27 protein-coding genes are annotated in these 26118 nt (G+C 71.6%); 19 read left to right on the top strand and 8 right to left on the bottom strand.

Annotated elements, in window-relative coordinates; translation table 11 throughout:
* Window positions 1-4: 4 nt before the first annotated feature.
* On the top strand, window positions 5-1216 hold the full coding sequence (locus IE124_RS11045) for a YncE family protein (protein WP_189507365.1): 1212 nt from the start codon (window positions 5-7) through the stop codon (window positions 1214-1216).
* Window positions 1217-1317: 101 nt separating this feature from the next.
* Window positions 1318-2694 (top strand): NAD(P)/FAD-dependent oxidoreductase, encoded by a 1377-nt coding sequence (locus IE124_RS11040; RefSeq protein ID WP_189507363.1) that lies wholly within the window; start codon window positions 1318-1320, stop codon window positions 2692-2694.
* A gap of 189 nt (window positions 2695-2883) precedes the next feature.
* Here the strand turns inward: IE124_RS11040 and IE124_RS11035 are convergent, their stop codons facing one another.
* Window positions 2884-3642, bottom strand: coding sequence for a hypothetical protein (locus tag IE124_RS11035; protein WP_189507361.1), 759 nt, complete (start codon window positions 3640-3642; stop codon window positions 2884-2886).
* Window positions 3643-3797: 155 nt separating this feature from the next.
* Here IE124_RS11035 and IE124_RS11030 point away from each other — a divergent pair, with 155 nt between their 5' ends.
* The 3 genes from IE124_RS11030 (at window position 3798) to IE124_RS11020 (ending at window position 5893) form a co-directional block, all read left to right on the top strand.
* Complete coding sequence (locus IE124_RS11030; RefSeq protein ID WP_189507359.1) at window positions 3798-4238, top strand: GNAT family N-acetyltransferase; 441 nt, start codon at window positions 3798-3800, stop codon at window positions 4236-4238.
* Window positions 4239-4328: 90 nt separating this feature from the next.
* Window positions 4329-5408 (top strand): NAD(P)H-dependent amine dehydrogenase family protein, encoded by a 1080-nt coding sequence (locus IE124_RS11025; RefSeq protein ID WP_189507357.1) that lies wholly within the window; start codon window positions 4329-4331, stop codon window positions 5406-5408.
* Entirely contained in the window at window positions 5405-5893 is a 489-nt protein-coding gene (locus IE124_RS11020) for a carboxymuconolactone decarboxylase family protein (protein ID WP_189507355.1), read from the top strand. Before IE124_RS11025 ends, IE124_RS11020 begins: the two co-directional genes overlap by 4 nt.
* Window positions 5894-5957: 64 nt before the next feature.
* Here IE124_RS11020 and IE124_RS11015 read toward each other — a convergent pair whose 3' ends face one another.
* The 4 genes from IE124_RS11015 to IE124_RS11000 all read right to left on the bottom strand — a co-directional run bounded on the left by IE124_RS11015 (window position 5958) and on the right by IE124_RS11000 (window position 11005).
* Complete coding sequence (locus tag IE124_RS11015) at window positions 5958-7607, bottom strand: GMC oxidoreductase (protein WP_189507353.1); 1650 nt, start codon at window positions 7605-7607, stop codon at window positions 5958-5960.
* Between the two features lie 82 nt (window positions 7608-7689).
* A complete protein-coding gene (locus IE124_RS11010) occupies window positions 7690-7965 on the bottom strand; it encodes an aminoglycoside adenylyltransferase domain-containing protein (RefSeq protein WP_189507351.1) in 276 nt (91 codons plus the stop codon).
* A gap of 28 nt (window positions 7966-7993) precedes the next feature.
* A complete protein-coding gene (locus tag IE124_RS11005; RefSeq protein ID WP_189507349.1) occupies window positions 7994-9427 on the bottom strand; it encodes an aspartate ammonia-lyase in 1434 nt (477 codons plus the stop codon).
* Window positions 9428-9886: 459 nt separating this feature from the next.
* Complete coding sequence (locus IE124_RS11000) at window positions 9887-11005, bottom strand: asparaginase (RefSeq protein WP_189507347.1); 1119 nt, start codon at window positions 11003-11005, stop codon at window positions 9887-9889.
* Between the two features lie 123 nt (window positions 11006-11128).
* On the opposite strand from IE124_RS11000, the gene IE124_RS10995 reads away from it, so the two are divergent.
* The 10 genes from IE124_RS10995 (at window position 11129) to ehuA (ending at window position 19442) form a co-directional block, all read left to right on the top strand.
* Window positions 11129-11593 (top strand): Lrp/AsnC family transcriptional regulator, encoded by a 465-nt coding sequence (locus IE124_RS10995; protein WP_189507345.1) that lies wholly within the window; start codon window positions 11129-11131, stop codon window positions 11591-11593.
* 245 nt (window positions 11594-11838) lie between these two features.
* Complete coding sequence (locus tag IE124_RS10990; protein WP_189507343.1) at window positions 11839-12642, top strand: endonuclease I family protein; 804 nt, start codon at window positions 11839-11841, stop codon at window positions 12640-12642.
* A gap of 433 nt (window positions 12643-13075) precedes the next feature.
* Window positions 13076-13579: a diaminobutyrate acetyltransferase gene (gene ectA / locus IE124_RS10985; protein WP_189507341.1), complete on the top strand. Its 504-nt coding sequence runs from the start codon at window positions 13076-13078 to the stop codon at window positions 13577-13579.
* Between the two features lie 77 nt (window positions 13580-13656).
* Complete coding sequence (ectB, locus tag IE124_RS10980; RefSeq protein ID WP_370468757.1) at window positions 13657-14928, top strand: diaminobutyrate--2-oxoglutarate transaminase; 1272 nt, start codon at window positions 13657-13659, stop codon at window positions 14926-14928.
* A gap of 81 nt (window positions 14929-15009) precedes the next feature.
* A complete protein-coding gene (locus tag IE124_RS10975) occupies window positions 15010-15429 on the top strand; it encodes an ectoine synthase (protein WP_189507339.1) in 420 nt (139 codons plus the stop codon).
* Window positions 15430-15540: 111 nt separating this feature from the next.
* The gene (gene thpD / locus IE124_RS10970) at window positions 15541-16437 is read left to right on the top strand and encodes an ectoine hydroxylase (protein WP_189507337.1); all 897 of its coding nucleotides are present in this window, start codon (window positions 15541-15543) and stop codon (window positions 16435-16437) included.
* Complete coding sequence (gene ehuB, locus IE124_RS10965; protein WP_189507335.1) at window positions 16434-17351, top strand: ectoine/hydroxyectoine ABC transporter substrate-binding protein EhuB; 918 nt, start codon at window positions 16434-16436, stop codon at window positions 17349-17351. The genes thpD and ehuB overlap by 4 nt, the downstream gene beginning before the upstream one ends.
* 12 nt (window positions 17352-17363) lie before the next feature.
* Window positions 17364-18038: an ectoine/hydroxyectoine ABC transporter permease subunit EhuC gene (gene ehuC, locus IE124_RS10960; protein ID WP_189507333.1), complete on the top strand. Its 675-nt coding sequence runs from the start codon at window positions 17364-17366 to the stop codon at window positions 18036-18038.
* Entirely contained in the window at window positions 18038-18673 is a 636-nt protein-coding gene (gene ehuD / locus IE124_RS10955) for an ectoine/hydroxyectoine ABC transporter permease subunit EhuD (protein WP_189507332.1), read from the top strand. The genes ehuC and ehuD overlap by 1 nt, the downstream gene beginning before the upstream one ends.
* Window positions 18663-19442, top strand: a complete 780-nt coding sequence (gene ehuA, locus IE124_RS10950; protein ID WP_189507330.1) for an ectoine/hydroxyectoine ABC transporter ATP-binding protein EhuA — start codon at window positions 18663-18665, stop codon at window positions 19440-19442. The genes ehuD and ehuA overlap by 11 nt, the downstream gene beginning before the upstream one ends.
* Before the next feature lie 23 nt (window positions 19443-19465).
* Here ehuA and IE124_RS10945 read toward each other — a convergent pair whose 3' ends face one another.
* Window positions 19466-20338 (bottom strand): RNA polymerase sigma factor SigF, encoded by an 873-nt coding sequence (locus IE124_RS10945; RefSeq protein WP_189507328.1) that lies wholly within the window; start codon window positions 20336-20338, stop codon window positions 19466-19468.
* A 190-nt stretch (window positions 20339-20528) separates the two neighbouring features.
* Between IE124_RS10945 and IE124_RS10940 the strand changes: the two genes are divergently transcribed.
* The gene (locus tag IE124_RS10940; RefSeq protein WP_189507326.1) at window positions 20529-20957 is read left to right on the top strand and encodes an ATP-binding protein; all 429 of its coding nucleotides are present in this window, start codon (window positions 20529-20531) and stop codon (window positions 20955-20957) included.
* Window positions 20958-21027: 70 nt separating this feature from the next.
* Window positions 21028-21831, top strand: coding sequence for an N-formylglutamate amidohydrolase (locus IE124_RS10935; RefSeq protein WP_189507324.1), 804 nt, complete (start codon window positions 21028-21030; stop codon window positions 21829-21831).
* Window positions 21832-21986: 155 nt separating this feature from the next.
* On the opposite strand, the gene IE124_RS10930 is transcribed toward IE124_RS10935, so the two are convergent.
* Complete coding sequence (locus IE124_RS10930; RefSeq protein ID WP_189507828.1) at window positions 21987-22442, bottom strand: hypothetical protein; 456 nt, start codon at window positions 22440-22442, stop codon at window positions 21987-21989.
* Between the two features lie 501 nt (window positions 22443-22943).
* Here IE124_RS10930 and IE124_RS10925 point away from each other — a divergent pair.
* Window positions 22944-23660 carry a flavodoxin family protein gene (locus IE124_RS10925; RefSeq protein ID WP_189507322.1) on the top strand — a complete coding sequence of 239 codons (717 nt, stop codon included), beginning with the start codon at window positions 22944-22946 and terminating at the stop codon, window positions 23658-23660.
* Between the two features lie 55 nt (window positions 23661-23715).
* Here IE124_RS10925 and IE124_RS10920 read toward each other — a convergent pair whose 3' ends face one another.
* Window positions 23716-25005, bottom strand: coding sequence for an MFS transporter (locus IE124_RS10920; RefSeq protein WP_189507320.1), 1290 nt, complete (start codon window positions 25003-25005; stop codon window positions 23716-23718).
* 139 nt (window positions 25006-25144) lie between these two features.
* Between IE124_RS10920 and IE124_RS10915 the strand changes: the two genes are divergently transcribed.
* The gene (locus IE124_RS10915) at window positions 25145-26026 is read left to right on the top strand and encodes a winged helix-turn-helix transcriptional regulator (protein WP_189507318.1); all 882 of its coding nucleotides are present in this window, start codon (window positions 25145-25147) and stop codon (window positions 26024-26026) included.
* Window positions 26027-26118 lie beyond the last annotated feature (92 nt).

The following is a 26118-nucleotide window of genomic DNA, read 5'->3' as shown; positions in this document are numbered from 1 at the left end:
CTCCATGACGAAGTTCCGCCGTGCGTCCCGCTCCGCCCGGGTCCTCGTGCCCGGCGCGGTGGCCGTCGCCCTGCTCGCGGGCTGCGCGCAGGGGTCGGGGGCGGCGGAGGGCGCCTCCCCCGCCCATGGCACCTCCCCCGCCACCGGCACCGCCCCCGGCGGCACGCCCTCCACGGGCGCGTCAGGTGCCGTCACACCGGCGCCCTCCGGCTCCGTGTCCCTGCCGGACTCCTCCGCCTCGGCTGCTCCGGGCACGCTGCTCGTGACCGACTTCGGCTCGGACACGGTCACCTTCGTCGACCCCGAGCGCGGGCCCACGGGCTCCGTGAAGGTCGGCACCGCTCCGTACGGTGTCGTCCTCGGCGCCGACGGCCGCGCCTGGGTGGCGACGGCCGAGGGGGTTGCGGTCGTGGACACGGAGCGCCGGGAGCGGCTGGCTCTCGTGCCGTACCGGACGGACAGCGGTCCCGCGACCATGGGCGAGTACCGGGGCGGCGGCATGGGCATCGCGCTCGCGCCGGACGGACGGCGGGTGTACGTCGGGGTCAACGTGCCCGGCGGGAACGGCACGCTGGAGGTCCTCGACACGACGGCCCTGCGGTTCACGGACACGGTGCCGGTGGGGCGGCGCCCCTTCGACGTCGACGTGTCGCGGGACGGCGCGGAGGTGTACGTGACGAACCACGACTCCTTCGACGTCACGGTCGTCGAAGCCGGCTCGCTGAGGCCGCGGCGCGTGGAGGTCGCCCCGTACGGCACGGAGGGCGGGCTCGGCTCGTGGCTCAAGCCGCACTACGCGTCCGTGCGGCCCTCGGACGGCAGGCTGCTGCTGCCCTTCGAGGGGGAGCGGCTCGCGGTCGTCGATCCCCGCACGGGCCGGACGACGATCGAGCCGATGACGGCCGACACCCATCAGCACGGCACCGCTGTGACCGCCGACGGGACGCTCCTGACGGTGGGCACGGGCCCGATCGACCCGGACGTGGACGAGGGGCCCTCGCTCACCGTGCGGAAGCCCGACGGAACCGAGCGGGTCCACCCGCTGGAGGGGCCCCACGAGAGCGTGGCCGTCTCCCGGGACGGGCGGACGGCCTATGTGACCGGCGGATTCACCCGGGACGGGTACTGGGACGGACTGACCGTCGTCGACCTCGACTCGGGTGACACCCGACGGCTCCCGGCGGGCTCGCGGCCGCTGGGGATCGTCGTCCTCTGACCCTCGGGGACGGCTGTCAAGCAGACCATGCCGAGGAGCGATACCACCGCAATGGGGATAAAAAGGGTGGAGCACGGATAGTCAGCGAAAGGGCGGACAGCGTGACTCGACCGAGGATTCTCGTGGTGGGCGCCGGGTTCGCCGGAGTGGCCTGCGTGCGGCGGCTCGAACGGCGGCTGACGGACCGGGAGGCGCTGATCACGCTCCTCTCGCCGTTCTCCTACCAGCTGTACCTGCCGCTGCTCCCCCAGGTCGCCTCGGGGGTGCTCACCCCCCAGTCGGTGGCGCTGTCGTTGCGGCGCAGCGAGCGGCACCGCACGCGGATCGTGCCCGGCGGGGCGGTCGGGGTGGACACGGCGGCGAAGGCGGTCGTGGTGCGGACGATCTCCGGCGAGTTCATGACGGAGCCGTACGACCATCTCGTCCTCGCTCCCGGCAGTGTGACCCGTAGCTTCGACATCCCCGGTCTCGCGGAGCACGCGCGCGGCATGAAGACGCTCGCCGAGGCCGTGTACATCCGGGACCACGTCATCGCGCAGCTGGACCTCGCGGACGCGAGCAACGACGAGGCCGAGCGGGCCGCGCGGCTGTGCTTCGTGGTGGTCGGCGGCGGTTACGCGGGCACGGAGACGGCGGCCTGCCTCCAGCTGCTCACCCACAACGCGGTCAAGCGCTATCCGAGGATCGACCCCCGGCTGATCAAGTGGCATCTGGTCGACATCGCGCCGAAGCTCATGCCCGAGCTGGGCGAGAAGCTGGGCACCGCCGCGATGGACATCCTGACCGGCCGGGGCATCGAGGTGTCCCTCGGCGTGTCGGTGGCCTCGGTCGACGAGGACGCGGTGACCCTCACGGACGGGCGCGTCCTGCCCAGCAGGACGCTGATCTGGACGGCCGGGGTGGCGGCGAGCCCGCTGATCGGGACGCTGGGCGCGGAGACCCTCCGGGGCCGGCTCGTCGTCTCCCCCGACATGGCCGTGCCGGGTCTCGACGGTGTCTGGGGGCTCGGCGACGCGGCGGCCGTCCCCGATCTCGCCAAGGGCGAGGAGGGGGCGATCTGCCCGCCGACGGCGCAGCACGCGATGCGGCAGGGCAAGGCGCTCGCCGACAACGTGGTGGCGACACTGCGCGGCGAGAAGACCCAGCCGTACGTGCACAAGGACCTGGGACTGGTGGTCGACCTCGGCGGGATGGACGGGGTGTCGAAGCCCCTCGGGGTGGAGCTGCACGGGATGCCTGCGCAGGCCGTGGCCCGCGCCTACCACTGGTCCGCGCTGCGGACGAACGTGGCCAAGACCCGGGTCATGACGAACTGGCTGCTCAACGCCGTGGCCGGGGACGACTTCGTCCGGACCGGCTTCCTCGCGGCGAAGACGGGGACGCTGCGGGACTTCGAGTACACGGACGCCTATCTGACACCGGAGCAGGTACGGCTCCACACGACCTCGTTCCGCGGCGGGGCGGTGGGGACGGGCTGACCGCGCCCGTGGCTCCGGCTCCTCGGGGCTCCCGGTGACAGATGCACCGGGAGCCCCGAGGGCGCGCGATCGACCTCGGCGAGCTCGGGCGGCCTCAACGTGCCCGGGCGGCCTCGGCGAGCTCGGGCGGCCTCAGCGCGCTCGGACAGTCTCAGCGCGCTCAGTCGGCTTCGACGCGCTCGGTCGGCCTCAGCGTGCGATCTCGGGGGCCGGGCCCATGACGATGACGGGTTCGCGGGCGGGGTCGAGGGCGACGAGGAGCTCGCGCAGCGTGCCGCGCTCCAGGGCGACGCAGGCCTGCGTGGGGCCGCCGTGGTCGACGTGGATCCAGACACCGCCGCCCTTCTCGGGGCCGAGCGGCCGCTCCTTGTCGAGGGGGGTGCGACCGGGCACCCGGTTGTAGTCGATGGCGATGACGTGGTCGAAGGAGCCTTCGAGGGACTCGCCGGAGAAGCCGGTGCCGCTGATGGCGAACTCCTCGTCCTGGTCGTACGGCAGGCGGGCGCCCGGGTCGGGGAGCCGCCCGCCCGCGTCGCCGAGCCGGAAGACGCCGATGGGGGTGCGCAGGTCCCCCGCCTCGTGGTCGGCGGTCCAGCCGCGGAGCGCGTTGTGGGCGGACCACGGTCCCGCGGCCTCGCTCCACCGGCCCGCGGCGTTCCGCTCGTAGAGCACGGCCCTGGCGGTGTTGCTGTCCACCGTGGGTCCGGTGACGACGAAGGCCTGGGTGGTGCCGTCGGGGATGCGGGCCTGGGTGAGCGGGCCGACGCCGGGGATCCGGGGGGCGCGCACGGGTCGGGCGTCGCCGGCGGCGGGGGCGGAGGCGATCGGGGGCTTGGGGGTGGACGGTGCGGGGGCGGGCGGGGCGGTGCGCGCGCAGCCGGTGAGCAGCAGGGCCGCGCACAGCGTGCCGGCGTATCGCAGCGCGGGGGCACCCTTGCGGACGGGCATGGAACGGCATCCTCCTGGCCGGGGGCAATGCAGCGATCCGTACCCGTTCGGCGGGCGGTGCTGCGGCCGGAGCCGCGCCCCCACCCGTTCGGCGTACTACCTGTCGCGGGGAGAAAGAGGTTGACCGGCCGCGCCGGGCGCGGTTACCTGCCCGGATGAACGATCTTCGTATCGAACGGGCTCGGACCGAGGCCCAGCTCGCGGACTGGCGGACCGTCCACAACACGATCATCCCCACGGCCGTCCTCACCCTGGACGAGGTGCGGGAGCGGGCCGGGCGGAACCGGCTCGACGTCGCGTACCTCGGGGAGGTGGCGGTCGGCTGTTCGACGGTGCGCCCGCCGGACGAGGAGACGGCGGCGGCGACCGTCATCGCCCGGACGCTGCCCGGCTTCCGGGAGCGGGGATTCGGGACCGCGCTGTACGAACGGGGACTCGCGCACGCGCGGACGTTGAGCGACGAGGGGATCGAGACGGTGGTCCTCGCCTCGAACGAGGAGGGGCTGCGGTTCGCGCTGGCGCGCGGCTTCGTGGAGTTCGAGCGGTACGTCCTGCCGGGCGACACGGTGCCGTTCGTGACGCTCCGGCTGGGCTGACCGTCCCTTCCCCGAGCCATAACTGACGAATCGTCAGATCGTTCTGTCGCGGGTATGGGAACCTTCGGGGCCCGGCGCTACCCTCCGCGCATGATTCGGACAGTGGTGTGGGGTACCGGAAATGTCGGGCGGGCGGCCATCCGTGCCGTGGACGCCCACCCGGGTCTCGAACTCGCGGCCGTCCTCGTGTCCGACCCGGCGAAGGTCGGCCGTGACGCGGGCCGGCTCGCCGGGCTCGACCGCGATCTCGGGGTGGTGGCCGACGACGACGTCGGCGCGGTGCTGGACGGGCGGCCGGGGGCGGTGGTGTACGCGGCCTCCGGCGACACCCGGCCCGACGGGGCGCTCGCGGACGTGTCTCGGGCGGTGGCGGCGGGCGCGGTGGTGGTGACGCCCGCTCTGTACCCGCTCTACGACCAGCGCAACGCGCCGCCCGAGTTCCGGGATCCGGTGCTCGCGGCGGTCGCCGAGGGCGGCGGTTCGCTCTTCGTCTCGGGCGTGGACCCGGGCTGGGGGAACGACGTGCTGCCGCTCCTCGTGAGCGGACTCGCCGCCACGGTGGACGTGATCCGCTGCCAGGAGATCTTCGACTACTCGACGTACGAGCAGGAGGAGTCGGTCCGGGAGCTGGTGGGCATGGGCCGGCCGATGGAGTACGAGCCGCCGATGCTCTGGCCCTCGGTGCCGACCATGATCTGGGGCGGGCAGGTGCGGCTGATGGCCCGCGCGCTGGGCGCCGAGCTCGACGAGATCCGCGAGACGATGGAACGGCGACCGCTGGAGACCTCGGTGAAGACGCGGACGATGGGCGTCTTCGAGGCGGGTACGCAGGGCGCGATCCGCTTCGAGGTGCAGGGGATCGTCGACGGGGAGCCCCGGATCGTCATCGAGCACGTCACCCGCATCCATCCCTCGTGCGCGCCGGACTGGCCGGTGCCGCCGGACGGGGCGGGGGCGCACCGGGTGATCGTCGAGGGCAGCCCGAGGATCGAGGTGACGGTGGCCGCGACCGACGAGGGCGAGAACCGCTCGGCGGGCGGCAACGCCACGGCGGTGGGCCGGCTCGTCGGGGCGATCGACTGGCTGGTGGCGGCGGAGCCGGGACTGTACGACGCGTTGGACGTACCGCTGAGGCCGGCGGTCGGGAAGCTCGGAAGGGGACCCCGATGATCATCGACATTCCCGAGGGCCAGGAGCCGATCGGATACGTGTGGGGCGAGATCGTCCCGGAGATCGGGACGGCGGCGGCGAACTTCTCGCTGTCGGTGTACGCCCATACGACCCTGGGGCTGCGCGAGTTCGAGGCGGCGCGGCTACGGATCGCGCAGATCAACGGCTGCGGCTTCTGCCTGGACTGGCGCACCGACCGGGACGGCGAGAAGGTCGAGGACGGCTTCGACGAGGTGGTCGCGGCCTGGCGGGAGACGGAGGTCTCGGAGGACTTCGACGAGCGGACGAGGCTCGCGGCCGAGTACGCGGAGCGGTACGCGCTGGACCACCACGGCCTCGACGAGGAGTTCTGGGCGCGGATGACGGCCCGGTACAGCCAGGCGGAGATCGTGGAGCTGACGATGAGTCTGGGCTCGTGGCTGGCGTTCGGCCGGCTCAACCGGGTCCTCGGTCTCGACACGGTGTGCGTGCTGCCGACCCACTGAGGTCGAGGGGAGCACGAGGAGGGGTCGGCCGGTCTCCCGGCCGGCCCCCCGGCTGTTCGCGAGGTCAGAAGTCCTCGGCGACGATCCGTTCGATGTTGCGCTCGGCGAGGGCCGTGATGGTGACGAAGGGGTTGACGCTGGTGTTGCCGGGGATCAGGGATCCGTCGATGGCGTAGAGGCCGGGGTGGCCGTGGAGCCGGCCGTAGTTGTCGGTCGCCCTGCCGAGGACCGCGCCGCCGAGCGGGTGGTACGTGAGGTGGTCGCCCCAGATCTTGTACGCGCCGAAGAGGTCGGTGCGGTAGATCGTCCCCTCCTTGCTGTTGATCTTGTCGAAGATGGACTTGGCCATGTCGATGGACGTCTGCTTCCAGGCCCGGTCCCAGCTGAGGTCGACCTTGCCGGTGGCCGGGTTCCAGGAGAACTCGGCGCGGCGCGGGGTGCGGGTGATGGAGAGGTAGAAGGAGGCGTAGGTCTCGATGCCGGTGGGCAGCGGGGCGACCTCCGCGAAGGCGCCGCCGGCGTTCCAGTTGTCGATGCCCGCGGTGGGCATGGAGGACTGGAGCTTCCCGGTGGGGTCCCACATGTGGTTGGCGCGGCCGCACATGACGTTGCCGTTGTCGCCCCAGCCCTTGCCGATGTGCTCGTTGAGCGAGGGCAGGGCACCGGTCGCCTTGAGGCGGGTGAGGAGCTTGCTGGTGCCGACGCTGCCGGCGGCGAAGAAGACCCGGTCGGCACGGACGGTCTTGGTGACGAGGGTCGCGCCGGTGGTGTCGATCTGGTCGATGACCACGGTGTAGCCGCCGGCGGCGGCCGGGCTGACGGAGGTCACCCGGTGCAGCGGGGAGACGTTCACCCGGCCCGTCGCGGCGGCCTGGGCGAGATACGTCTTCTGGAGGCTCTTCTTGCCGACGTTGTTGCCGTAGATGACCTCGCCCGCCAGGGCGGACTTCTGGACCGCCCCGGCGGCCTCCTGCTTCATGTAGTCCCAGTCGTAGACGTTGGGCACGAAGACGAAGGGGAACCCCGAGCGCTGGGCGTGCTTCCGGCCGACGCGGGCGTACTGGTAACAGTCCGCGCCCTCCCACCAGTTCACGTCCACCGAGGTGACGCCGAGGCCCGCGTTGGCGCGCGGGTAGTAGGTGGCGTACATCTCGGCCGGGTCGACGGTGGGGAGGATCTCCGGGAAGCGCTCCCGGAGCGGGGTGACGGCCATCCCGCCGTTGACGAGCGAGCCGCCGCCGACTCCGCGCCCCTGGTAGACGGTGATGCCGGCGAAGTCCTCGGCGTCGAGGATGCCGGTGTGGATGGGGACGTCCTTGTCGAGCGGGAAGCCGAGGAACTGGCTCAGCGGCTGCCTGGTGCGGGTGCGCAGCCAGAAGGATCGGTAGTCCGGGGTGGTGGTGTTGGCGAAGATCTTGCCGTCGGGGCCCGGGGTGTCCCAGGCCATGCCCATCTCGATCATGTGGACGTCCACGCCCGCGCGGGCGAGCCGCAGGGCGGCGACGGAGCCGCCGTAGCCGGTGCCGATGACGAGGGCGCGCACGTGGGAACCGGAGGGGATGGGGGTGCAGTTCAGGCCGGGGACCTCGGCGCGGGCGGGGGTCGTGATCGTGCCGGCGAGGGCGGCGGCACCGAGAACAGAACCTGTTCCCGCGAGAAAGCTACGGCGGCTTACGCGGTGGATTCCCTGGGCGGACAGGGGGTGTTCACTCATGTGATCTTCCTCACTCGCGAGTGAATGGGAACACGTTCTACGACTGCCCGTCGAGGAAGTCACGAGAAACTGCCGGGTAACTTCAGGCCGAACAGGCCCTCTTGATCGCCTCTGCTACGTACGCGGCGTGAACCCGCGCCGCCGGCAGCAGGTCCGCCCACCCCCCGTACTCCCCCGCCAGGTACTGGTCCCGCGCGGCGACCGGCACCGGCCGGTGTTCCTCGGGCAGCTCGCCGAGCGCCCACTGCGCCGCCCCGTCCTTCGACCGGATCCGGCCGGTGCTTGGGAGGCAGCGCTTGGGGAGGCGTGGGCGGGCATGCGGCGGCTCCTGGCGGGTGACGGGCGCGGAGCCCGTCACCGCACCGGAGGAGCGATGGAGCGGAGGGTCAGGCGAGTGCCGGACCCGGGGCGCCGGTGAGCCGCTCGGGCGTGAGCAGTTCGGCGAGCCGCTGCGCGGGCAGCAGGCCCTTCTCCAGGGTGAGTTCGGCGACGCCCCGGCCGGTGGCGAGCGCCTCCTGGGCGATGGCCGTGGCGGCGGTGTAGCCGAGGTGCGGGTTGAGGGCGGTGGCGAGGCCGATGGAGTTCTCCACGGCCGCACGGAGGGCGTCGGTGTTGGCCGTGATGCCGTCGACGCAGCGCTCGGCGAGGGTGAGGCAGGCGGCCCGGAGCGAGAGGAGGCTCTTCGAGAGGGCGTGGAAGATGACGGGCTCGAAGGCGTTCAGCTGGAGCTGTCCGCCCTCCGCCGCCATGGTGATGGTGATGTCGTTGCCGATCACCTCGAAGGCGACCTGGTTGACGACCTCGGGGATCACGGGGTTGACCTTGCCGGGCATGATGCTCGAACCCGCCTGGACGGGCGGCAGGTTGATCTCGCCGAGGCCCGCGCGCGGCCCGGAGGAGAGCAGGCGCAGGTCGTTGCAGGTCTTGGAGAGCTTGACCGCGATGCGCTTGAGGACACCGGAGAGCTGGACGAAGGCGCCGCAGTCCTGGGTGGCCTCGATGAGGTTGGCGGAGGTCACGAGGGGCAGGCCGGTCAGCTCGGCGAGGTTGCGGCGGGCGGTCTCCGCGTAGCCGGGGGCGGCGTTGAGGCCGGTGCCGATGGCGGTGGCGCCGAGGTTGATCTCGTGGATGAGCTCGACGGCCTCGGCGAGGCGCCCCCGGTCCTCCTCCAGCATCACGGCGTACGTGGAGAACTCCTGGCCCAGCGTCATGGGCACCGCGTCCTGGAGCTGGGTGCGGCCCATCTTCACGACCTCGCGGAACTCCAGCGCCTTGGCGGCGAAGGCGTCCTGGAGCACGGCCATGGCGAGCAGCAGCTCGCGGGCCGCGCCGATCGCCGCGATGCGGATGGCGGTCGGGTAGACGTCGTTGGTGGACTGGCCGAGATTGACGTCCTCGTTGGGGTGGAGGTGCGCGTAGTCGCCCTTGGCGTGGCCGAGGAGCTCAAGAGCGCGGTTGGCGACGACCTCGTTGGCGTTCATGTTGGTCGACGTGCCGGCGCCGCCCTGCACGACGTCGACGACGAACTGGTCGTGGAGCTGTCCGGAGCGGATCTCCCGGCAGGCGCCGGCGATGGCGTCGGCCTTGTCGGCCGGGAGCAGACCGAGCTCCTCGTTGGCCCGGGCCGCTGCCTCCTTGACGGCGGCGAGCGCGTCGATCAGCAGGGGGTAGACGGAGATCGGCGTCCCGGTGATGGCGAAGTTCTCGGTGGCGCGCAGCGTGTGCACGCCCCAGTACGCGTCGGCCGGCACGTCCCGGTCACCGAGCAGGTCGTGCTCGCTGCGGACGGGGGTGGAGTGCGGGGCGGGTGCGGGAACCATGGATGCCGTCCTGGGGAAGGGAGGATGACGCCCGCTGTCAGCGGGTCGCGAGGGGTGCACGGGTGGCTGGTGGGTGGGCACGGCCGCGCCGCGGCCTGACGGGGAGGGCGGGCCTTGGGGCTGGGCGTGCGGGCTCTGCGGCGGGGAGGTGGCCGGGGGCCCGTGATCGGTGATCGAGATCGGTCATCGAGATCGGTCATCGAGATCGGTCATCGAGATCGGTGATCAGGAAGTGGCGGTCGGGGGCTGGAGCCGCCGGTGACCGTGAGATGGGCCGTGAGCGACGCCGGGGCCGGTGGCCGGCGGTCCGCCGAGGAGGGGCTTGGCTCCGGCTCGCGGGCGGAGGGTGGGGAACACTCCGTCCGCGAGCCGGGGTTTTGGGGGCCCGGTCAGGGGCCTGTGGGGCGGGGCGGCGGCCGACCGGGCCGTCGGCCGAGGACTCCTACGTCGCTCTCGGGGTCAAGCGCGCGTGGCGACGGCCGAGGCCGACCGGGAGCCGCCGGTGGCGAGCGCGGGCTCCACCCGGACCGGTCCCTCCAGGAGGCGGCGCAGGAGGGCGGAGCGGCGCGCGGGGTCCGTGGCGCCGTCGCCCTCCGCGAGCAGCGCGGCGAGGACGGCGATCCGTGCCTGGGCGGCCCGGAGCGTGCCGGTGAGCAGCGCTCCGGCGGCGACGAGGTCGACCGCTCCGCCGCCGGTGTAGATCTCGGCGAGCGGGCCCGCGGGGACACGGGTGCTCACGGCGACGAGGACGCCCTGGGCGACCGCGTCCGCGACGGCGGCGGTGATCTCGGGGGTGGCGTTGCCCGCGCCGGTCGCTTCGAGGACGATGCCCCGGGCGCCGGCGGCCAGGGCCGCCCGGATGAAGAGCGGGTCGCCGTCTGCGTGGTGCGTGACGATGTCGACCCGCGGCAGCGGGGCCGTACCGGCGCCGGCGGAGCCGGGGGCCGCGCTCAGGGCGGCGTCGGGGAGCGGCAGCGGGGCGGGGCGCTCCGGGAGTCGCTCGACGTCGACGCGGGAGAAGCCGACGCGGCCGAGGCGCTCGGCGGAGGGGTCGGAGAAGGCGTCCGTGGCGAGGGTCTGGGTCTTGACGGTGCCGCGAGCCGCGTGGACGCGTCCGTCGAAGACGACGAGGACGCCGAGCTCGCGGACGGAGGCGGCGACCTGGAGGGCGTCGTAGAGGTTTCCGGGGCCGTCGCCGTCGCCCGTGCCGAAGGGGCGCTGGGCGCCGGTCAGGACCACCGGGCGGGCGTCGCTGTGGTGGAGGTCGAGGAGGAAGGCGGTCTCCTCCAGGGTGTCGGTGCCGTGGGTGACCACGATGCCGTCGACTCCGGGGTCGGCGAACGTCTCGTGGACGGTCCGCAGGAGGGCGAGCTGGTGGGCCGAGGTCATGCGCGAGCTGTTCACGTTGAACAGGTCGACGACCTCGACGGTGACGCCCTCGGGGAGGGGCGCGGTGGCCAGGACGTCGCTGCCGGAGGCGTCGGCCGCGTAGCCGGTGCCCTGCCAGCGGCTGGCGATCGTGCCACCGGTGCTGATGACGACGATCCGGCGCGGTCCTCCGTCGTTCGTCCGCATCATTGCCTGCCGTCCTTACTCGTCACCAACCGAAATCACCCTGCTCCGCAACGATAGGGCAGGTGGCGCGCAAGACGATTGCGAAATCAGCCGCCTGAACGTTTCATCGTGGTAGACAATTGCGCCATGGACCGAATCGATCTCCACATCTTGCGCGAGCTCCAGGACGACGGCCGACTGAGCAACCAGGAGCTGGCCCAGCGGGTCGGGCTGAGCCCCTCCCCCTGTCTGCGCCGCGTGCGCCAGCTGGAGCAGGACGGGGTGATCCAGGGCTACCGGGCGATCATCGATCCGGACGCGGTGGGGCGGGGCTTCGAGGTGCTCGTCTCGGTGGAGGTGCGGCGCGACCGCGAGACGGTGGAGGCCTTCGAGGAGGCGCTCCAGGACGTGCCGGACGTCATCGAGGCGTACCGGCTGTTCGGCAGCCCCGGCTGCCTGCTGCGCATCGCGGTGGCCGACCTCGCGGCGTACGAGCGGCTGTGGATCGAGCGGCTGACGACGCTGGCCGGGGTCACCGAGGTCAACTCGCAGATCATCATGAAGCGGATCAAGGAGCCGAAGGGGATGCCCGTGGACGTCCGGGGCAGCTGAGAACGGGGCGCCTGAGTACGTCCGGGGCACCTAGGCCCTGATCCGCTGGACATCCCCTAGCCCTTCGGCGGCGTTCAGGACCCTCATATGCGAGAACGTCACCCAACAGCCTCTTTCCCGTTACATGACAGGTACCTGACGTGTGTCACCCTCCCGATGACACGTAGTCAACACGCGTAGACAGCGGAAGCCTTGAGCCGGCTCCCGCCGCCCCGCGCGCACCGTCCCCCGTGAAAGGGCCCCCCATGTCCGTTGTGCGGATCGGCAGCTGGAAGGCGTGGGCGGCGGCCCTCGCCGCCACCCTCGTCAGCGTCACGCTCCCCGCGATCACCGCGACCCCCGCCAGCGCCACGACGACCGCGTACGACAGCACGTACTACAAGAACGCCGTCGGCAAGACCGGCACGAACCTCAAGTCCGCGCTGCACACCATCATCAGCAGCCAGACGAAGATCTCGTACGACGCCGTCTGGAACGCGCTGAAGGTCACCGACCAGGATCCCGCCAACACCAACAACGTCACCCTGCTGTACAGCGGCGTCTCGCGCAGCAAGTCGCTCAACGGCGGCGACGTGGGCGACTGGAACCGCGAGCACGTGTGGGCGCAGTCCCACGGCAGCTTCGGCACCTCGGCCGGCCCCGGCACCGACCTGCACCACCTGAGGGCGTGCGACGTCCAGGTCAACAGCACCCGCGGGAACAAGGACTGGGACAACGGCGGCAGCGCGGTCAGCGGCGCCCCCGGCAGCTACACGGACTCCAACTCCTTCGAGCCTCGCAACGCCGACAAGGGCGACGTGGCCCGCATGATCCTCTACATGGCCGTCCGCTACGAGGGTGACGACGCCTGGGCCGACCTGGAGCCCAACGAGTCGTCCACCAACGGCAGCGTCCCCTTCCACGGCCGCCTCGCGATACTGAAGCAGTGGAACGAGCAGGACCCGCCGAGCGCGTTCGAAGAGCGCCGCAACGACGTCATCTACAACACCTACCAGGGCAACCGAAACCCGTTCATCGACCACCCCGAGTGGGTCGAGGCGATCTGGTAGATCCCTCGCGACCGCAGGAACGGAGCCGGGCCGGGCTCGTCACACCCCGGCCCGGCTCCGGCGCGTTCCGGGACGGCTCCGGCGCGTTCATGGACGGGATCGGCGCGTTCATGGACGATTCCGGCGCGTTCCTGGACGGTTCAATACGACGGCGCACGCGGGCGGAGCGACCCGTACGTCTGACCGCTCCCGGCGGCTTCAAACGCGAAATCCCGGATCTTCTCACGCTCTTCGCGCGGGCGTCAGGGGTGCCAGCGAGCCGTTACCCATCCGTTATAAACGGTGATTTCGCCCCGTTTTAGACCTGTTTTCCGTGGCTCGAAGCATGCATTCACGCCACATCGACCACTGCCGCACCTATCACGACCCCTCCATCTCGAACAAGGCCTCAGGACCAGGAAGTTCCGAGATCCACTGGGTAGCTTCGGCGCCCATGACCACTGCCCGAACGACTCCCCCGACGATCGCGGACGGCGCCGAACTCTGGCGGATCGCCCACGGCTCGGGGGAACTGGACCTCAACTCGCCGTACAGCTACCTGCTGTGGTGCCGCGACTTCGCCGACACGACCTCCGTCGCCCGTGACGCCTCCGGACGCCCGATCGGATTCGTCACCGGCTACCTGCGGCCCGACGCGCCGGAGACCCTCTTCGTCTGGCAGATCGCCGTCGAGGATTCGCACCGCGGAAGCGGGGTAGCCGGAACCCTGCTGGACGCCCTGTCCGCACGGGTGACGGCCGAGCACGGAATCAACCGGGTCGAGGCCACCGTCACCCCGGGGAACGTGGCGTCCGACCGCCTGTTCCGGTCCTACGCGCGCCGACAGGGCGCCGACGTGACGCGGGAGGTCCTCTTCCCCGCGGCCGCCTTCCCGGCGGCAGGACACGACTCCGAGGTGCTGTACCGCATCGGCCCGATCGGCTCCCCGACGTCCTGAACCGGTGCCGTCCCCCGCGGACGCCCCGCCACGCCCCGACCCCCATCTGGAGACGAGACCTCGTGACCCTCACCGACATCGCCACGACCGACATCGCCGCCCTCTCCGTCTTCGAGACCCTCGAATCGGAGGTCCGCAGCTACTGCCGCGCCTGGCCCGTCGTCTTCGCGCGCGCCGGCGGGAGCCGGCTGTACGACGAGCAGGGGCGTCCGTACCTCGACTTCTTCGCCGGCGCCGGCTCCCTCAACTACGGCCACAACAATCCGGCGCTCAAGCGGGCCCTCCTGGACTACCTCGCCGACGACGGCATCACGCACGGTCTCGACATGTCGACGACCGCCAAACGGGACTTCCTGACGACCTTCCACTCCACGGTCCTGGAGCCCCGCGGCCTGCCCTACAAGGTGATGTTCCCCGGCCCCACGGGCACCAACGCCGTGGAGGCCGCGCTGAAACTCGCCCGGAAGGTCACCGGGCGACAGACGGTCGTCTCCTTCACCAACGCGTTCCACGGCATGTCGCTCGGCTCCCTCGCCGTCACCGGCAACGCCGCCAAGCGCGCCGGCGCGGGCGTCCCGCTGCCCCACGCCATCCGCATGCCCTTCGACGACTACCTCGACGGACAGCTCCCCGACTTCATGTGGTTCGAGCGGCTCCTGAACGACGCCGGCTCCGGCCTCGACCACCCGGCGGCCGTGATCGTCGAGACCGTCCAGGGCGAGGGCGGCATCAACGTCGCACGGGCCGAGTGGCTGCGCGCACTCGCGGAGCTCTGCCGCCGACACGAGATGCTCCTCATCGTCGACGACATCCAGATGGGCTGCGGACGCACCGGCGACTTCTTCTCCTTCGAGGAGGCGGGCATCACGCCCGACATCGTCACCCTGTCCAAGTCCATCAGCGGCTACGGCCTGCCCATGGCCCTCTGCCTGTTCCGCCCCGAGCTCGACGTGTGGCAGCCCGGCGAGCACAACGGCACCTTCCGCGGCAACAACCCCGCCTTCGTCACCGCCACGGCCGCCCTCGACGCCTACTGGCGCGACGGCGCCCTGCGCGAGCGCACCCTGGGCCGGGCGGACCGGGTGGAGCGCGCCCTCCTCGACCTGTGTGGGGGCGACGGGCGCACCGGCCTGTCCGTCCGCGGCCGGGGACTCGTGTGGGGCCTGGAGTTCGCCGACGGGGAGCGCGCCGACGCCGTGTGCCGGCGCGCCTTCGAGACCGGCCTCCTGGTCGAGACCTCGGGCCCGAACGGCGAGGTGGTCAAGCTGCTGCCGCCGCTGACCGCGACGGACGACGAGCTCGACGAGGGCCTCGGGATCCTGGCCCGCTCCGTCCGCCACACCGCCTGACCCCTCTCCCGAAGCCACGTGCCGCCGGCCGGCGGACCAGCCGGCCCGATGACCCGATGACCCGAAAGGCAGCCGTACCCCATGATCGTCCGTACCTTCGACGAGCTGGAGAACACCGAGCGGCACGTGAGGGCCGCGTCCGGCACCTGGGAGAGCAAGCGCATCGTCCTGGCCCGCGAGCGGGTCGGCTTCTCCCTCCACGAGACCGTGCTGTACGCCGGCACCGAGACCTCCATGTGGTACGCGCACCACGTCGAGGCCGTCGTCTGCACGGCCGGCGAGGCCGAGCTCACCGACCTGGAGACCGGCCGCTCCTACACGATCGTGCCCGGAACGATGTACCTGCTCGACGGGCACGAACGCCACACCCTCAAGGTCAAGCGGGACTTCCGCTGCCTGTGCGTCTTCAACCCGCCCGTCACGGGCCGCGAGGACCACGACGAGAACGGCGTCTACCCCCTCCTCACCGAACCCGGCGTAACCGCCGGCGACGACGTCTGAGCCCGGGCACGCCACCGGACGCCACCGGACGCCACCGAGCGACACCGAACGACACCGAACGACACGGATTGAGTCCCGAAGAATCCTCCGAGAAAGGCGGCAAGCTCCCCCATGCCCTCCGCACCCACCCGCCCCGTCGACCTCTATCCCACCCGTGGCCCCAAGGAAGAACTGATCGGCCGCAAGGACCCCGTCGTGTGGTCCGAGCCCGGCACGGCGGGCCCCTTCTGGGCCCGCGAACTGGCGGAGTACGACCGCGACGGCTTCGTCACGGTGGACGAGCTCGTCACGCCCACCGAGGTCAACGAGCTCCGGGCGGAGCTCCACCGGCTCGTCTCCGACCCCGCCGTGCGGGCGGACGAGCGCGCGATCGTCGAGCCCCGCTCCCAGGAGATCCGCTCCGTCTTCGAGGTGCACCGGATCAGCGAGGTCTTCGGCCGGCTGGCCCAGGACCCCCGGATCGTCGGGCGCGCCCGCCAGATCCTCGGCTCCGAGGTGTACGTCCACCAGTCGCGGGTCAACGTGAAGCCGGGCTTCGGTGCCAGCGGCTTCTACTGGCACTCCGACTTCGAGACCTGGCACGCGGAGGACGGCCTGCCGCGGATGCGGACCGTCTCGGTGTCGATCGCGCTCACGCCGAACCACACCACCAACGGCAGCCTGATGATCATGCCGGGCTCGCACCGCACGTTCCTGGGCTGCGCCGGTGAGACCCCCCAGGACAACTACAAGCAGTCGCTCCGGATGCAGGACGCCGGTACGCCGTCCCACGAGGCGCTGACCACCTTCGCCGACGCCTGCGGGATCCGCCACTTCACCGGTCCGGCGGGTTCGGCCACCTGGTTCGACTGCAACGCCCTGCACGGCTCGGGCGACAACATCACCCCGTACCCCCGGAGCAATGTGTTCCTCGTCTTCAACAGCGTCGAGAACGAGCCCGAGGCGCCCTTCGCCGCGCCGGTCCGCCGGCCCTCCTTCGTCGCCGCGCGCCCCGGGGACCGGTCATGACCGGCCCCGCGCCCCTCGACCGCCGGCGCTTCCTCGGCAGAGCGGCGCTCCTCGGCGGACTCGCCCTGACGCCCGGCCTACTGGCGGCCTGCACCCGCACCCAGGCCGGGACGGGGGCGCCCGCGGACGACGGCGCGCTGCTGGCGAAGCTGCGGAAGCAGGGCTTCGTGCGGGTCGGGTTCGCCGGCGAGGCACCATACGGCTTCCAGGACGGCGCCGAGCTCGCAGGTGAGGCCCCGACGCTCCACCGCGAGATCTTCACGGCCCTCGGCGTGCGCGAACTGCGGCCGACGCTCACCGAGTTCGGGGCGCTGATACCCGGGCTCCTGGCCGACCGGTTCGACGTGGTGAGCGCGGGGATGTCGATCACGCCCGAGCGCTGCGGCAAGGTGATCTTCTCCGAGCCGGAGTTCATCTCCCCCACCGCGCTGATGGTCCGCGAGGGCAACCCGAAGGGGCTGAGCGACCTCGCGTCCTGCGCGGCAAAGGGTGCCACCGTCGGTGTGTTGACCGCCGCCGTGGAGGCGTCCTACGCGAAGGCGGCGGGGGTTCCGGAAGGGTCGGTGAAGGCGCTGGCCAAGCAGCAGGACGGGCTCGATGCCCTCGTAGCCGGCCGGATCGACGCCTTCGTGCTGACCGCGATCTCCCTGCGCTGGCTCGCGCGGACGAACGGTGACGCCGAGGTCGAGGTGGCGGAGCCCTTCGTCCCGGTGATCGACGGCGTACGCCAACTCAGCGCGGGCGGGGCCGTGTTCCGGCCCGGGGCGACCGGTCTGCGGGACGCCTTCGACACCGAGCTCCGGAAGATCACCGGCGCCCCGGACCGCTTCGTGGAGCTCGTCGGGCGCTACGGCTTCACCAGGCGCGAGGTGCCTCCCCGTTCCCTGCGGACTGCCGACCTGTGCGCCGCGTGAGGGGCGGCCGGCATGGCTGACTTCCTCCCCGAGCTCGGCCGTGCCGCGCCGCGGCTCGCCGACGGGCTGCTCGTCACGGTCGAGGCCACGGTGCTCGGCGCCGCGCTCGCCCTGGTCCTCGCCTACGCGCTCGGCCTGCTGTCCCGGTCGGCGCGGCCGCCGGTGCGCGGAGCGGCGCGGCTCGTCGTCGAGTTCTTCCGCGGCACCTCGCTGTACGTGCAGCTCTTCTGGCTGTTCTTCGCGCTCCCGATGCTCGGCTTCCGGCTGGAGCCGCTGGCCTGCGGCGTGCTCGCGCTGGGCCTCAACTTCGGGGCGTACGGCTCCGAGGTGGTGCGCGGCGCGGTGGCCGCGGTGCCCCGCGCCCAGACCGAGGCCGCGATCGCCCTGGGCATGGGCCCGGCGCTGCGGCTGCGCCGGGTCGTGCTGCCACAGGCGCACGCGCTGATGGTCGCGCCGTTCAAGAACCTGCTCATCCAACTGCTGAAGGCGACGCCGCTGCTCTCGCTGGTCACGGTCCCCGATCTGACCTTCCAGATCGACCAGTTGCGGTCGTCGACGGGGGCGACGGCCGCCTCGTACCTGCTGCTCCTGGGGCTCTACTTCGGTCTGGCCGTCGTGCTGAGCCTCGGCATGAACGCCCTGGAGCGGGCCGCGAAGGCCCGTGCCGGGCAGGAAGGAGGCGTGTGATGTGGGACGGGGAGGCGGCCGTGGCCGCCCTGCCGACCGTGCTCGAAGGGTTCGGCGTCACCCTGGTCGCGACCGTGCTGGGCTTCGCCGTCGCGGCGGTCCTGGGTCTCGCGCTCGCGCTGATCCAGCGTGCGGGGCCCGTGTGGCTGGCGCTGCCGGTGCGCGGGGCGGCCGGGTTCGTCCGCTCGACCCCGCTCCTGGTGCAGCTGTTCGCGGTCTGGGTGCTGGTTCCGGGGCTCGACGCGCCGGTGCTCGGCGTCCTGGTCCTGGGCGTGCACTACGCCACGTACCTCTCCGAGGTGTATCGGACGGGCATCGACGCCGTGCCGAAGGGGCAGTGGGAGGCCTGTACGGCCCTGTCGCTGCCGCGCCGGCGGGTGTGGCGGGCGGTGGTGCTGCCGCAGGCCGTGCGCAAGGTCCTGCCGCCGCTGGGCAACTACGCGGTGTCCATGTTCAAGGAGACGCCGCTGCTGTCGGTGATCACGGTGCACGAGATGGTCCACGAGGCGAACACCTACGGCAGCACCCACTTCGCCTATCTGGAGAGCTTCACCCTGGCTGCCGCGGTGTTCCTGCTCGCGAGCTGGCCGACGTCCGTTCTGGTACGACGACTGGAGGCACGCCTTGCCCACTGAGGACCTGGCAGTCCGCTTCGACCGGGTCACGAAGCGGTACGGCGACCACACCGTGCTCGACGGCCTGGACCTGGAGGTGGCCCGCGGGGAGCGGGTGACCCTCATCGGCCCGAGCGGATCCGGGAAGACCACGATCCTCCGTCTGCTCATGACGCTGGAACGGGTCACCGACGGGGTCATCCACGTGGCCGGACAGCCCTTCTCCCACATGCCGGGCCGGACCCCCGGGAAGCTGGTGCCGGCGAGCGAGCGCCATCTGGCCGGGCGACGGCGGCGGATCGGCATGGTCTTCCAGCAGTTCAACCTCTTCCCGCACATGAGCGTCCTCGACAACGTCGTCGAGGCGCCCGTGCACGTCCTCGGGGAGAGCAGGGACGAGGCCGCGCGGCGGGCGCGGGACCTGCTGGAGCTGGTCGGGCTCGCCGACAAGGTCGACGCGCGGCCGACCCGGCTCTCCGGCGGCCAGCAGCAGCGGGTGGCCATCGCCCGCGCGCTCGCGATGCGTCCGGAGATCCTGCTCCTGGACGAGGTGACGTCCGCGCTGGACCCGGAGCTCGTGGCGGAGGTGCTCGACGTGCTGCGAGACGTCGCCCACCGGACCGACATCACGCTGCTGTGTGTGACGCACGAGATGGGCTTCGCCCGGGACGTCTCGGACCGGATCCTGATGTTCGACGGCGGCCGGATCATCGAGTCCGGGCCGGCGGACGAACTCCTGGAGGCGCCCACGGAGGAGCGCACGCGGGCGTTCCTGGGCTCGGTCCGCTGAGGCCACCGGGCCCGGAGGGGTTCTCAGCCCTCGGCGCGGTCCTCGACCATGCCGTCCCGGAGCCGGTCGAGGCTCCGGGCGAGCAGCCGTGAGACGTGCATCTGGGAGACGCCGAGGCGCTCGCCGATCTGCGTCTGGGTGAGCTCCTCCACGAAGCGGAGGTGCAGCAGCAGCCGGTCGCGGGACGGGAGGGCCTCCACCAGCGGGGCGAGGGTGTGGAACTCCTCGAAGAGCGCGAGCGCCGGGTCCTCCTGGCCGAGGAGGTCGCCCATGGCGCCGTCCTCGTCCTCGCTGTCGCCGCCGGCGAACGTGGCGTCCAGGGACGCGGAGTGGTAGCCGTTGGCGGCGACCTGGGCCTCGATCACCTCGTCCTCGGACAGCTCCATGACCGGCGCCAGCTCCGCGATGCGCGGGGCCCGGCCGAGCCGTGAGCTCAGCTCCTCGGTCGCCTTGGCCAGCTCCACCCTCGCCTCCTGGAGACGGCGCGGGACGTGGACGGCCCAGGTGGTGTCGCGGAAGAAGCGCTTGATCTCGCCCACGATGTACGGCACGGCGAAGGTGGAGAACTCCACCTCGCGCGACAGGTCGAAGCGGTCGATCGCCTTGATGAGACCGACCATGCCGACCTGGAGGATGTCCTCCCGCTCGTGACCGCCCGTTCGGAACCGGCCCGCCGCGTACATCACCAGGGACATGTTCATCTCGATGAGCGTGTTCCGGACGTACTGGTGCCCCGCGGTGCCCTCCTCCCGCGCCGCCAGTTCGCGGAAGAACACCTTCGACAGGGCGCGCGCGTCCCGGGGTGGAACCTCGTGCGGCACCTCGAGGAAGGGCAGGTCCTCGCCCACGTCGTTCGTCGCGTACGTCGTCGTCGCCTTGGCCGGATCGGTCCGCATGGGGACAACCTCCTCTGGCTCGCGGTCCGTTCAGCGGTCTTGGTTCTCGTACCCCCGCTTCCCGAAGGCACTCCTCATCCCTTCCCGTCCGGTTTCGCCCGAAAGAGACACATCACCCCTGATCGAACGGGCAGACGAAACCCATCACTTGCCGAGGAACCGGCCAGGAACAGGAAGGAAGGGATCCGCGATGAAGACCTGGAGCGACACCCGGCCCCGGACCCCCGGGACGGACCCGGGCGGCGCCGGAAGCGCAGGTACGCGCCCGGTCCGTACCCCGGCCCAGGCGCGGCAGCTCGTCCGACACACCGTCGCGGGGCTCGGCACCCTGTGGCCCTCCCAGGTCGAGGACCTGCTGCTCGTCACCTCGGAGCTCGTCACGAACGCGCTCCGGCACGCGGGCGGTGTCACGGACTTCGGGATCGGGGTCGGACGCGACCGGGTGACGGTGTCCGTGGCCGATGCCAGCGGGGAGCTCCCGCTGTACCAGCGCCGCGAGGGGCTGCGTCCCGGGGGCTACGGCTGGCCGATCGTGCTCCGGCTGTGCCGTGACGTGACCGTGGACGCGGGCCCCGAGGGCAAGACCGTCCACGCGACGATGGCGCTCGACCGCCGGTGACCGGCGCCGCGCCCACGAGCACGGACGGGGCGCACGTCACGGCGGGCACGGCCTGTGCGAGGGTGAGCCGATGACCTCACGTTCGTACGACGTCCTCGCCGGCGCCCCGGACTCCCCCGTCCTCCTCCACGTCCCGCACTCCTCGCGGTTCGTACCGCCGGACGTGCGCGACGGCATCCTGTTGGGCGACGGGGAACTGGACCGCGAGCTGGATCACATCACCGACGCCCACACCGCGGAGATCGCGGCTGTGGCCGCGGCGGCGGCCGGCTCGACCCCCTGGCAGTTCGTCAACCGGCTGTCCCGGCTGGTCGTCGACCCCGAGCGGTTCCCCGACGAGCGCGAGGAGATGCTGGCCGTCGGGATGGGCGCGGTGTATACACGGACCACGCACCGCGCCGCGCTCCGGCCGACCGACTTCGACCCGACGCCGCTGGTCGACCGGTACTTCACGCCGTACGCGGAGGCCATGGCCGCCGCCGTGGCGGGGCGCCTGGAGGCCACGGGGCGGGCCGTGATCATCGACGTCCACTCGTACCCGACCGGACCGCTCCCGTACGAGCTGCACGGCGAGGGTCCCCGTCCGCCGGTCTGCCTCGGCACCGACGCCTTCCACACGCCGCCGGCCCTGCTGGACGCGGCCCGGGAGGCGTTCGGCGGCTTCGGCGGGCTTGCGACGGACACGCCCTTCGCCGGCACGTACGTACCGCTGTCGTACTACGGCAAGGATCCGCGGGTCAGCGCGCTCATGATCGAGATTCGCCGTGACGTCTACATGAGCGAGCCGGGCGGCCCGGCGGGACCGGGAGCGCGGGCGCTCGGGTCCGCCCTGGCGGCGCTCGTGGACGCGGTGCCGCCGCATCCGTCGGCGTAGCGGCGACGGGACGGCTCCCGGCGGCCTCCATGCGCGTTCGGTCGCGGCCGAGCGGCCCGGGAGCGGGATGTGCGCAGGCACGGCGAGACCCCCCACCTGCCTTGGTAGGGGGTCTCGTCCCGTAGCGGCGCGGGCGGAGTTGCCGCCCTGCGGGCTCAACGGCTCTTGTACATCGTGACCGTGAAGCTGACCTTCTTGCCGTTGTGGTAGTCGGTGCTGTCCCACACCGAGATGTGAGACCTGTCCTTCATCCGCAGGTGCAGCACCTCGTTGGCGTTGTTCCAGTTGTATCCGACGAACTGGAAGTTCGGCTCGGGGCTGTCTCCCATTCGTCTGGTTCCCCAACTGCAGATGTGCGACGAGTCGTTCTCGCAGACGGACCAGGCTTTGGCGTAGAGGTGGCAGTCCTCTCCCTGCCATACGTCGATGCGCTTCAGCCTCTCGTCGGACGAGCGCCACGTTCCGTTGAACCGGTTGGCGGAGCACGAGGCGGCTGCTTCCTTCGTCGAGGTGACGGTGATCACCACCGAGAGGGAGAGCGTCAGGACGGCCGTCAAGAGCACGGCCATGATCTGGCGCAGCGGAATGCGGGCAGAAGAGACCTGGGTCATCGTGAACCTCCGATAGCGGTCGCGGCGCGGGGCATCCCGTCGGCACACGACGCTTCGTCCCCCCTGCTTCGGCTGAAGGCCACTTGTTCGGGGCCGGATCATTCCGCCCTTTACCCCCTGCCCATTCCAGGGCAACACTCCGCAATCCTGATCGCAAGTCAGCAGGATGTCGCCTTTCGCGCACGATTCAATGATGAATTCGATCCAAAGTGGATCGGTCAACGAAGGCGAATGCGTGGGTGAGATTTCATGTCGGGTCGAGCGACCCGGGGTGCCCGTGTGTTCCGCCGATCCGATTCGGCGACACATGTCATGGGTGTGAGGCCACGCGGGTGACCGGGCAGCCGACTTCGTCGGAGCCGCCGTGGCGTTCGGCGATTCCGTCGCACGAGGGCGAGAGAGTAGACGGGATTTCCGGCCGGCCCGACCCGCCTATCGACGTGGGCAGCCGGGCCCGTTTCACCGCCCGACCCGCCCACTCGCCCGCAGGGGAACGCATCCATGACCGACACCGGCACGTCCTACCGCGACCTCCGCGCCCTGGTGATCAATTGCACGCTCAAGCGTTCGCCGGAGCAGAGCCACACGCAGGGGCTGATCGACATCAGCACCGGGATCTTGGAGCGCCAGGGCGTGCAGGTCGAGGTGCTCAGGGCGGTGGACATCGACATCGCGACCGGTGTCTGGCCGGACATGACGGAGCACGGGTGGGAGACGGACGAGTGGCCGGTGATCTACTCGCAGGTGATGGCCGCCGACATCCTGACGCTGGCGGGGCCCGTGTGGCTGGGAGACAACTCCTCGGTCATGAAGAAGGTGATCGAGCGTCTCTATGCCTGCTCGTCGATCCTCAACGAGCGTGGCCAGTACGCCTACTACGGTCGCGTCGGCGGCTGCCTGATCACCGGCAACGAGGACGGCGCCAAGCACTGCGCGATGAACGTCCTCTACAGCCTCCAGCACCTCGGATACGTCCTTCCGCCGCAGGCGGACGCGGGCTGGGTCGGCGAGGCCGGCCCGGGCCCTTCGTACCTCGACCCCGGCTCCGGCGGGCCGGAGAACGACTTCACGAACCGCAACGCGACCTTCATGACCTGGAACCAACTCCACCTGGCAAGGATGCTCAAGGACGCCGACGGCATCCCCGCCCACGGAAACCAGCGCTCCGCGTGGGACGCCGGCTGCCGCTTCGACTTCGAGAACCCCGAGCACCGCTGACGGAATCAGGTCCCTTCCGCACGGGATCACCCTGGTGGCCGCGGTGAACGCCCTGTCAGCGATCCGACGGTGTCGTGGCGTCAGGGTGTCGGATGAGGTCGCGGTGGCGGCCCACCCGGGTGGAGAAGAGATAGAGCGGGGGCAGCAGGGCGGCGGCGCAGACGGTCCAGAGCGCGGTGTGGGCGCCGAGGTGGGTGGCGAGGAGGCCGGCGGTGAGCGCGCCGAGCGGCATCGCGCCCCAGGAGACGAAGCGGACCGTGGCCATCACGCGGGACAGCAGTTCCGGGGGCGACTGTGTCTGCCGGTAGGTGCGGGTGGCGATCGAGCCGATGACGGTGCCGAAGGCGAAGCCGCCGCTGCCCAGGGCGAACCAGTACGCGTCCCCCGACGACGTGGTCAGCGGGGCGAGCAGGAGCAGCGCGCCGCCGGCCAGATCTGCCACGATGACGCCCCGCGCGGTGCCGAGGCGCGTCGTCACGCGGACCGCGACGGCGGCGCCGGCGAGCGCGCCGACCCCGTCCATGGCGAGGACGAGACCGAGCTGTACGGAGTCGAGGCCGGCCTCGCGGACCAGGTAGAGGGGGGTGAGGGCGACGAGGGCCGCGTTGAGGAAGTTTGCGGCGGTCGCCCAGATCATGCAGGGGCGCATGACCGGGTGCTTGGTGACGTACCGCCATCCCTCGCGCATCAGCCGCAGCGCGCTCTCGCCGGTGCGGGGCCCGGGGCGGCTCTCGGGGAGGGTGCGCAGGAGCACGGCGGAGGCCAGGTAGCTCGCGGCGTCCACGACGAGCGCGCCGACCGGGCCTGTCGCGCCGATCAGGACGCCGCCGAGGGAGGGGCCGCCGGTGTCGGTGACGGCGTGCGTGCCCGACATGACGCTGTTGCGGGCGGCCAGCTGCCGGGCCGGGACGACGGCGGGCAGGAAGGTCGAGTTGCCGATGTCGAACAGCACGGTCGCCGACCCGGTGACGAGCGCCGCGAACAGCAGGTGCGGATACGTGAGCGTGCCGAGCCACGAGGCGAGCGGCAGCGATCCGAGCGCCGCGAACCGTACGAGGTCGAGCGTGACCTGGAGCCGGCGCAGCGGCACGCGCTGCGCGAGGACGCCCGCCGGGAGGCTGAGCAGCAGCCACGAGACCTGTCCGGCGGCGGCGAGCAGGGCGACCTCGAAGGCGGTGGCGTCGAGGACGGTGAGAGCGACGAGCGGCAGGGCGAGGGCGGTGACGGCGGTGCCCGCGCCGCTGACGGTGGCGGCTGCCCAGAAGCGCCAGAAGACGCCCGGCGATGAGCCCTCCCGTTCGTCGTCGAGTCGGTCGTGCTCCTGGATCGCCCGTGTTCCGCTCATACGGCGTCCACCCCCCGGATCTTGTTAGTCTCTTTTGGGAACTCACTCGTTCCAGGTGAGTTTCTATCCGGAACCGACCTCATGGCGCAAGATGGTCCTGACGAGCGGCCGCCGTGCGCGCAGGAGTGGAGACGCAGTGATGAGGTCGGTTCCCGAGCGGGACGCGGCCTGCGCGATCGCGCAGGCCGCGTCGGTGGTCGGCGACTGGTGGAGCCTGCTCCTGATCCGGGAGACAGCCCGAGGGCACCACAGGTTCGACGCGCTCCAGGAGGAGCTGGGCATCTCCCGCAAGGTACTCACGGAGCGCCTGGCGCACCTGGTGGAGACGGGGGTGCTGGAGAAGGTCCCGTACCAGGAGCGGCCGACGCGGCACGAGTACCGGCTGACCGAGAGCGGCCGGGGGCTGCTGCCGGTCCTGCTGTCGATGCAGGACTGGGCCGACCGCTGGCTCCTCGGCGACGGCTCGCTCAGCGGCACCGCCGACGAGACGAGCGCGGAGGCCCAGCGCGTCGCGGACCTGACGGGCCGGCGACTGCCGCGCCTGCGCCTGCCCCGTCACCGGGACGGCGCGCCGGTCGACCCGGTGGCCGACAGCGTGGCCACCGTCCTGTTCTGCTACCCGGCGACCGGGAGCCCCAGCCCCCTGCCGGAGGGCTGGTCACACATCCCCGGCACCATCGGCTGCACGCTGGAGAACCGGCTCTTCAGGGACGCCTACGAGGACTTCCGCGCCGCGGGCGCGGAGGTGCACGGCGTCAGCACCCAACGCCCCGACGAGCAGCGCGTGTTCGCGAGCCAGGAGGACATCCCCTTCGCCCTCCTCTCCGACGTCGACCTCCGCCTCGCCGCCGCCCTGCGCCTGCCCACCTTCCGCGCCGGACAACTGCTGCGGCTGAAACGGATCGTGCTGGTCATCGACCGTGACGGCACGGTACGGCACGCGCGCTTCCCGGTGACGGACATCCCGGCAGCGGTGAGCGAGGCACTGGCCGAGGTACGGCGCCTGGCCGCGGAGGACTGACACCCAGGGGATTCCGGTGGAAAGGCCGCCGCGGACGGCGAACCGGCAACCCCCGTTTTGGTTTGTCGGAGGATCATCAATACGATCCGGCG

The sequence above is a fragment of the Streptomyces narbonensis genome, from assembly GCF_014649015.1.
Taxonomy (GTDB): domain Bacteria; phylum Actinomycetota; class Actinomycetes; order Streptomycetales; family Streptomycetaceae; genus Streptomyces; species Streptomyces narbonensis.
The sequence above is the reverse complement of the archived record's forward strand: the minus strand, read 5'-3'. Positions and strand labels throughout refer to the sequence as shown.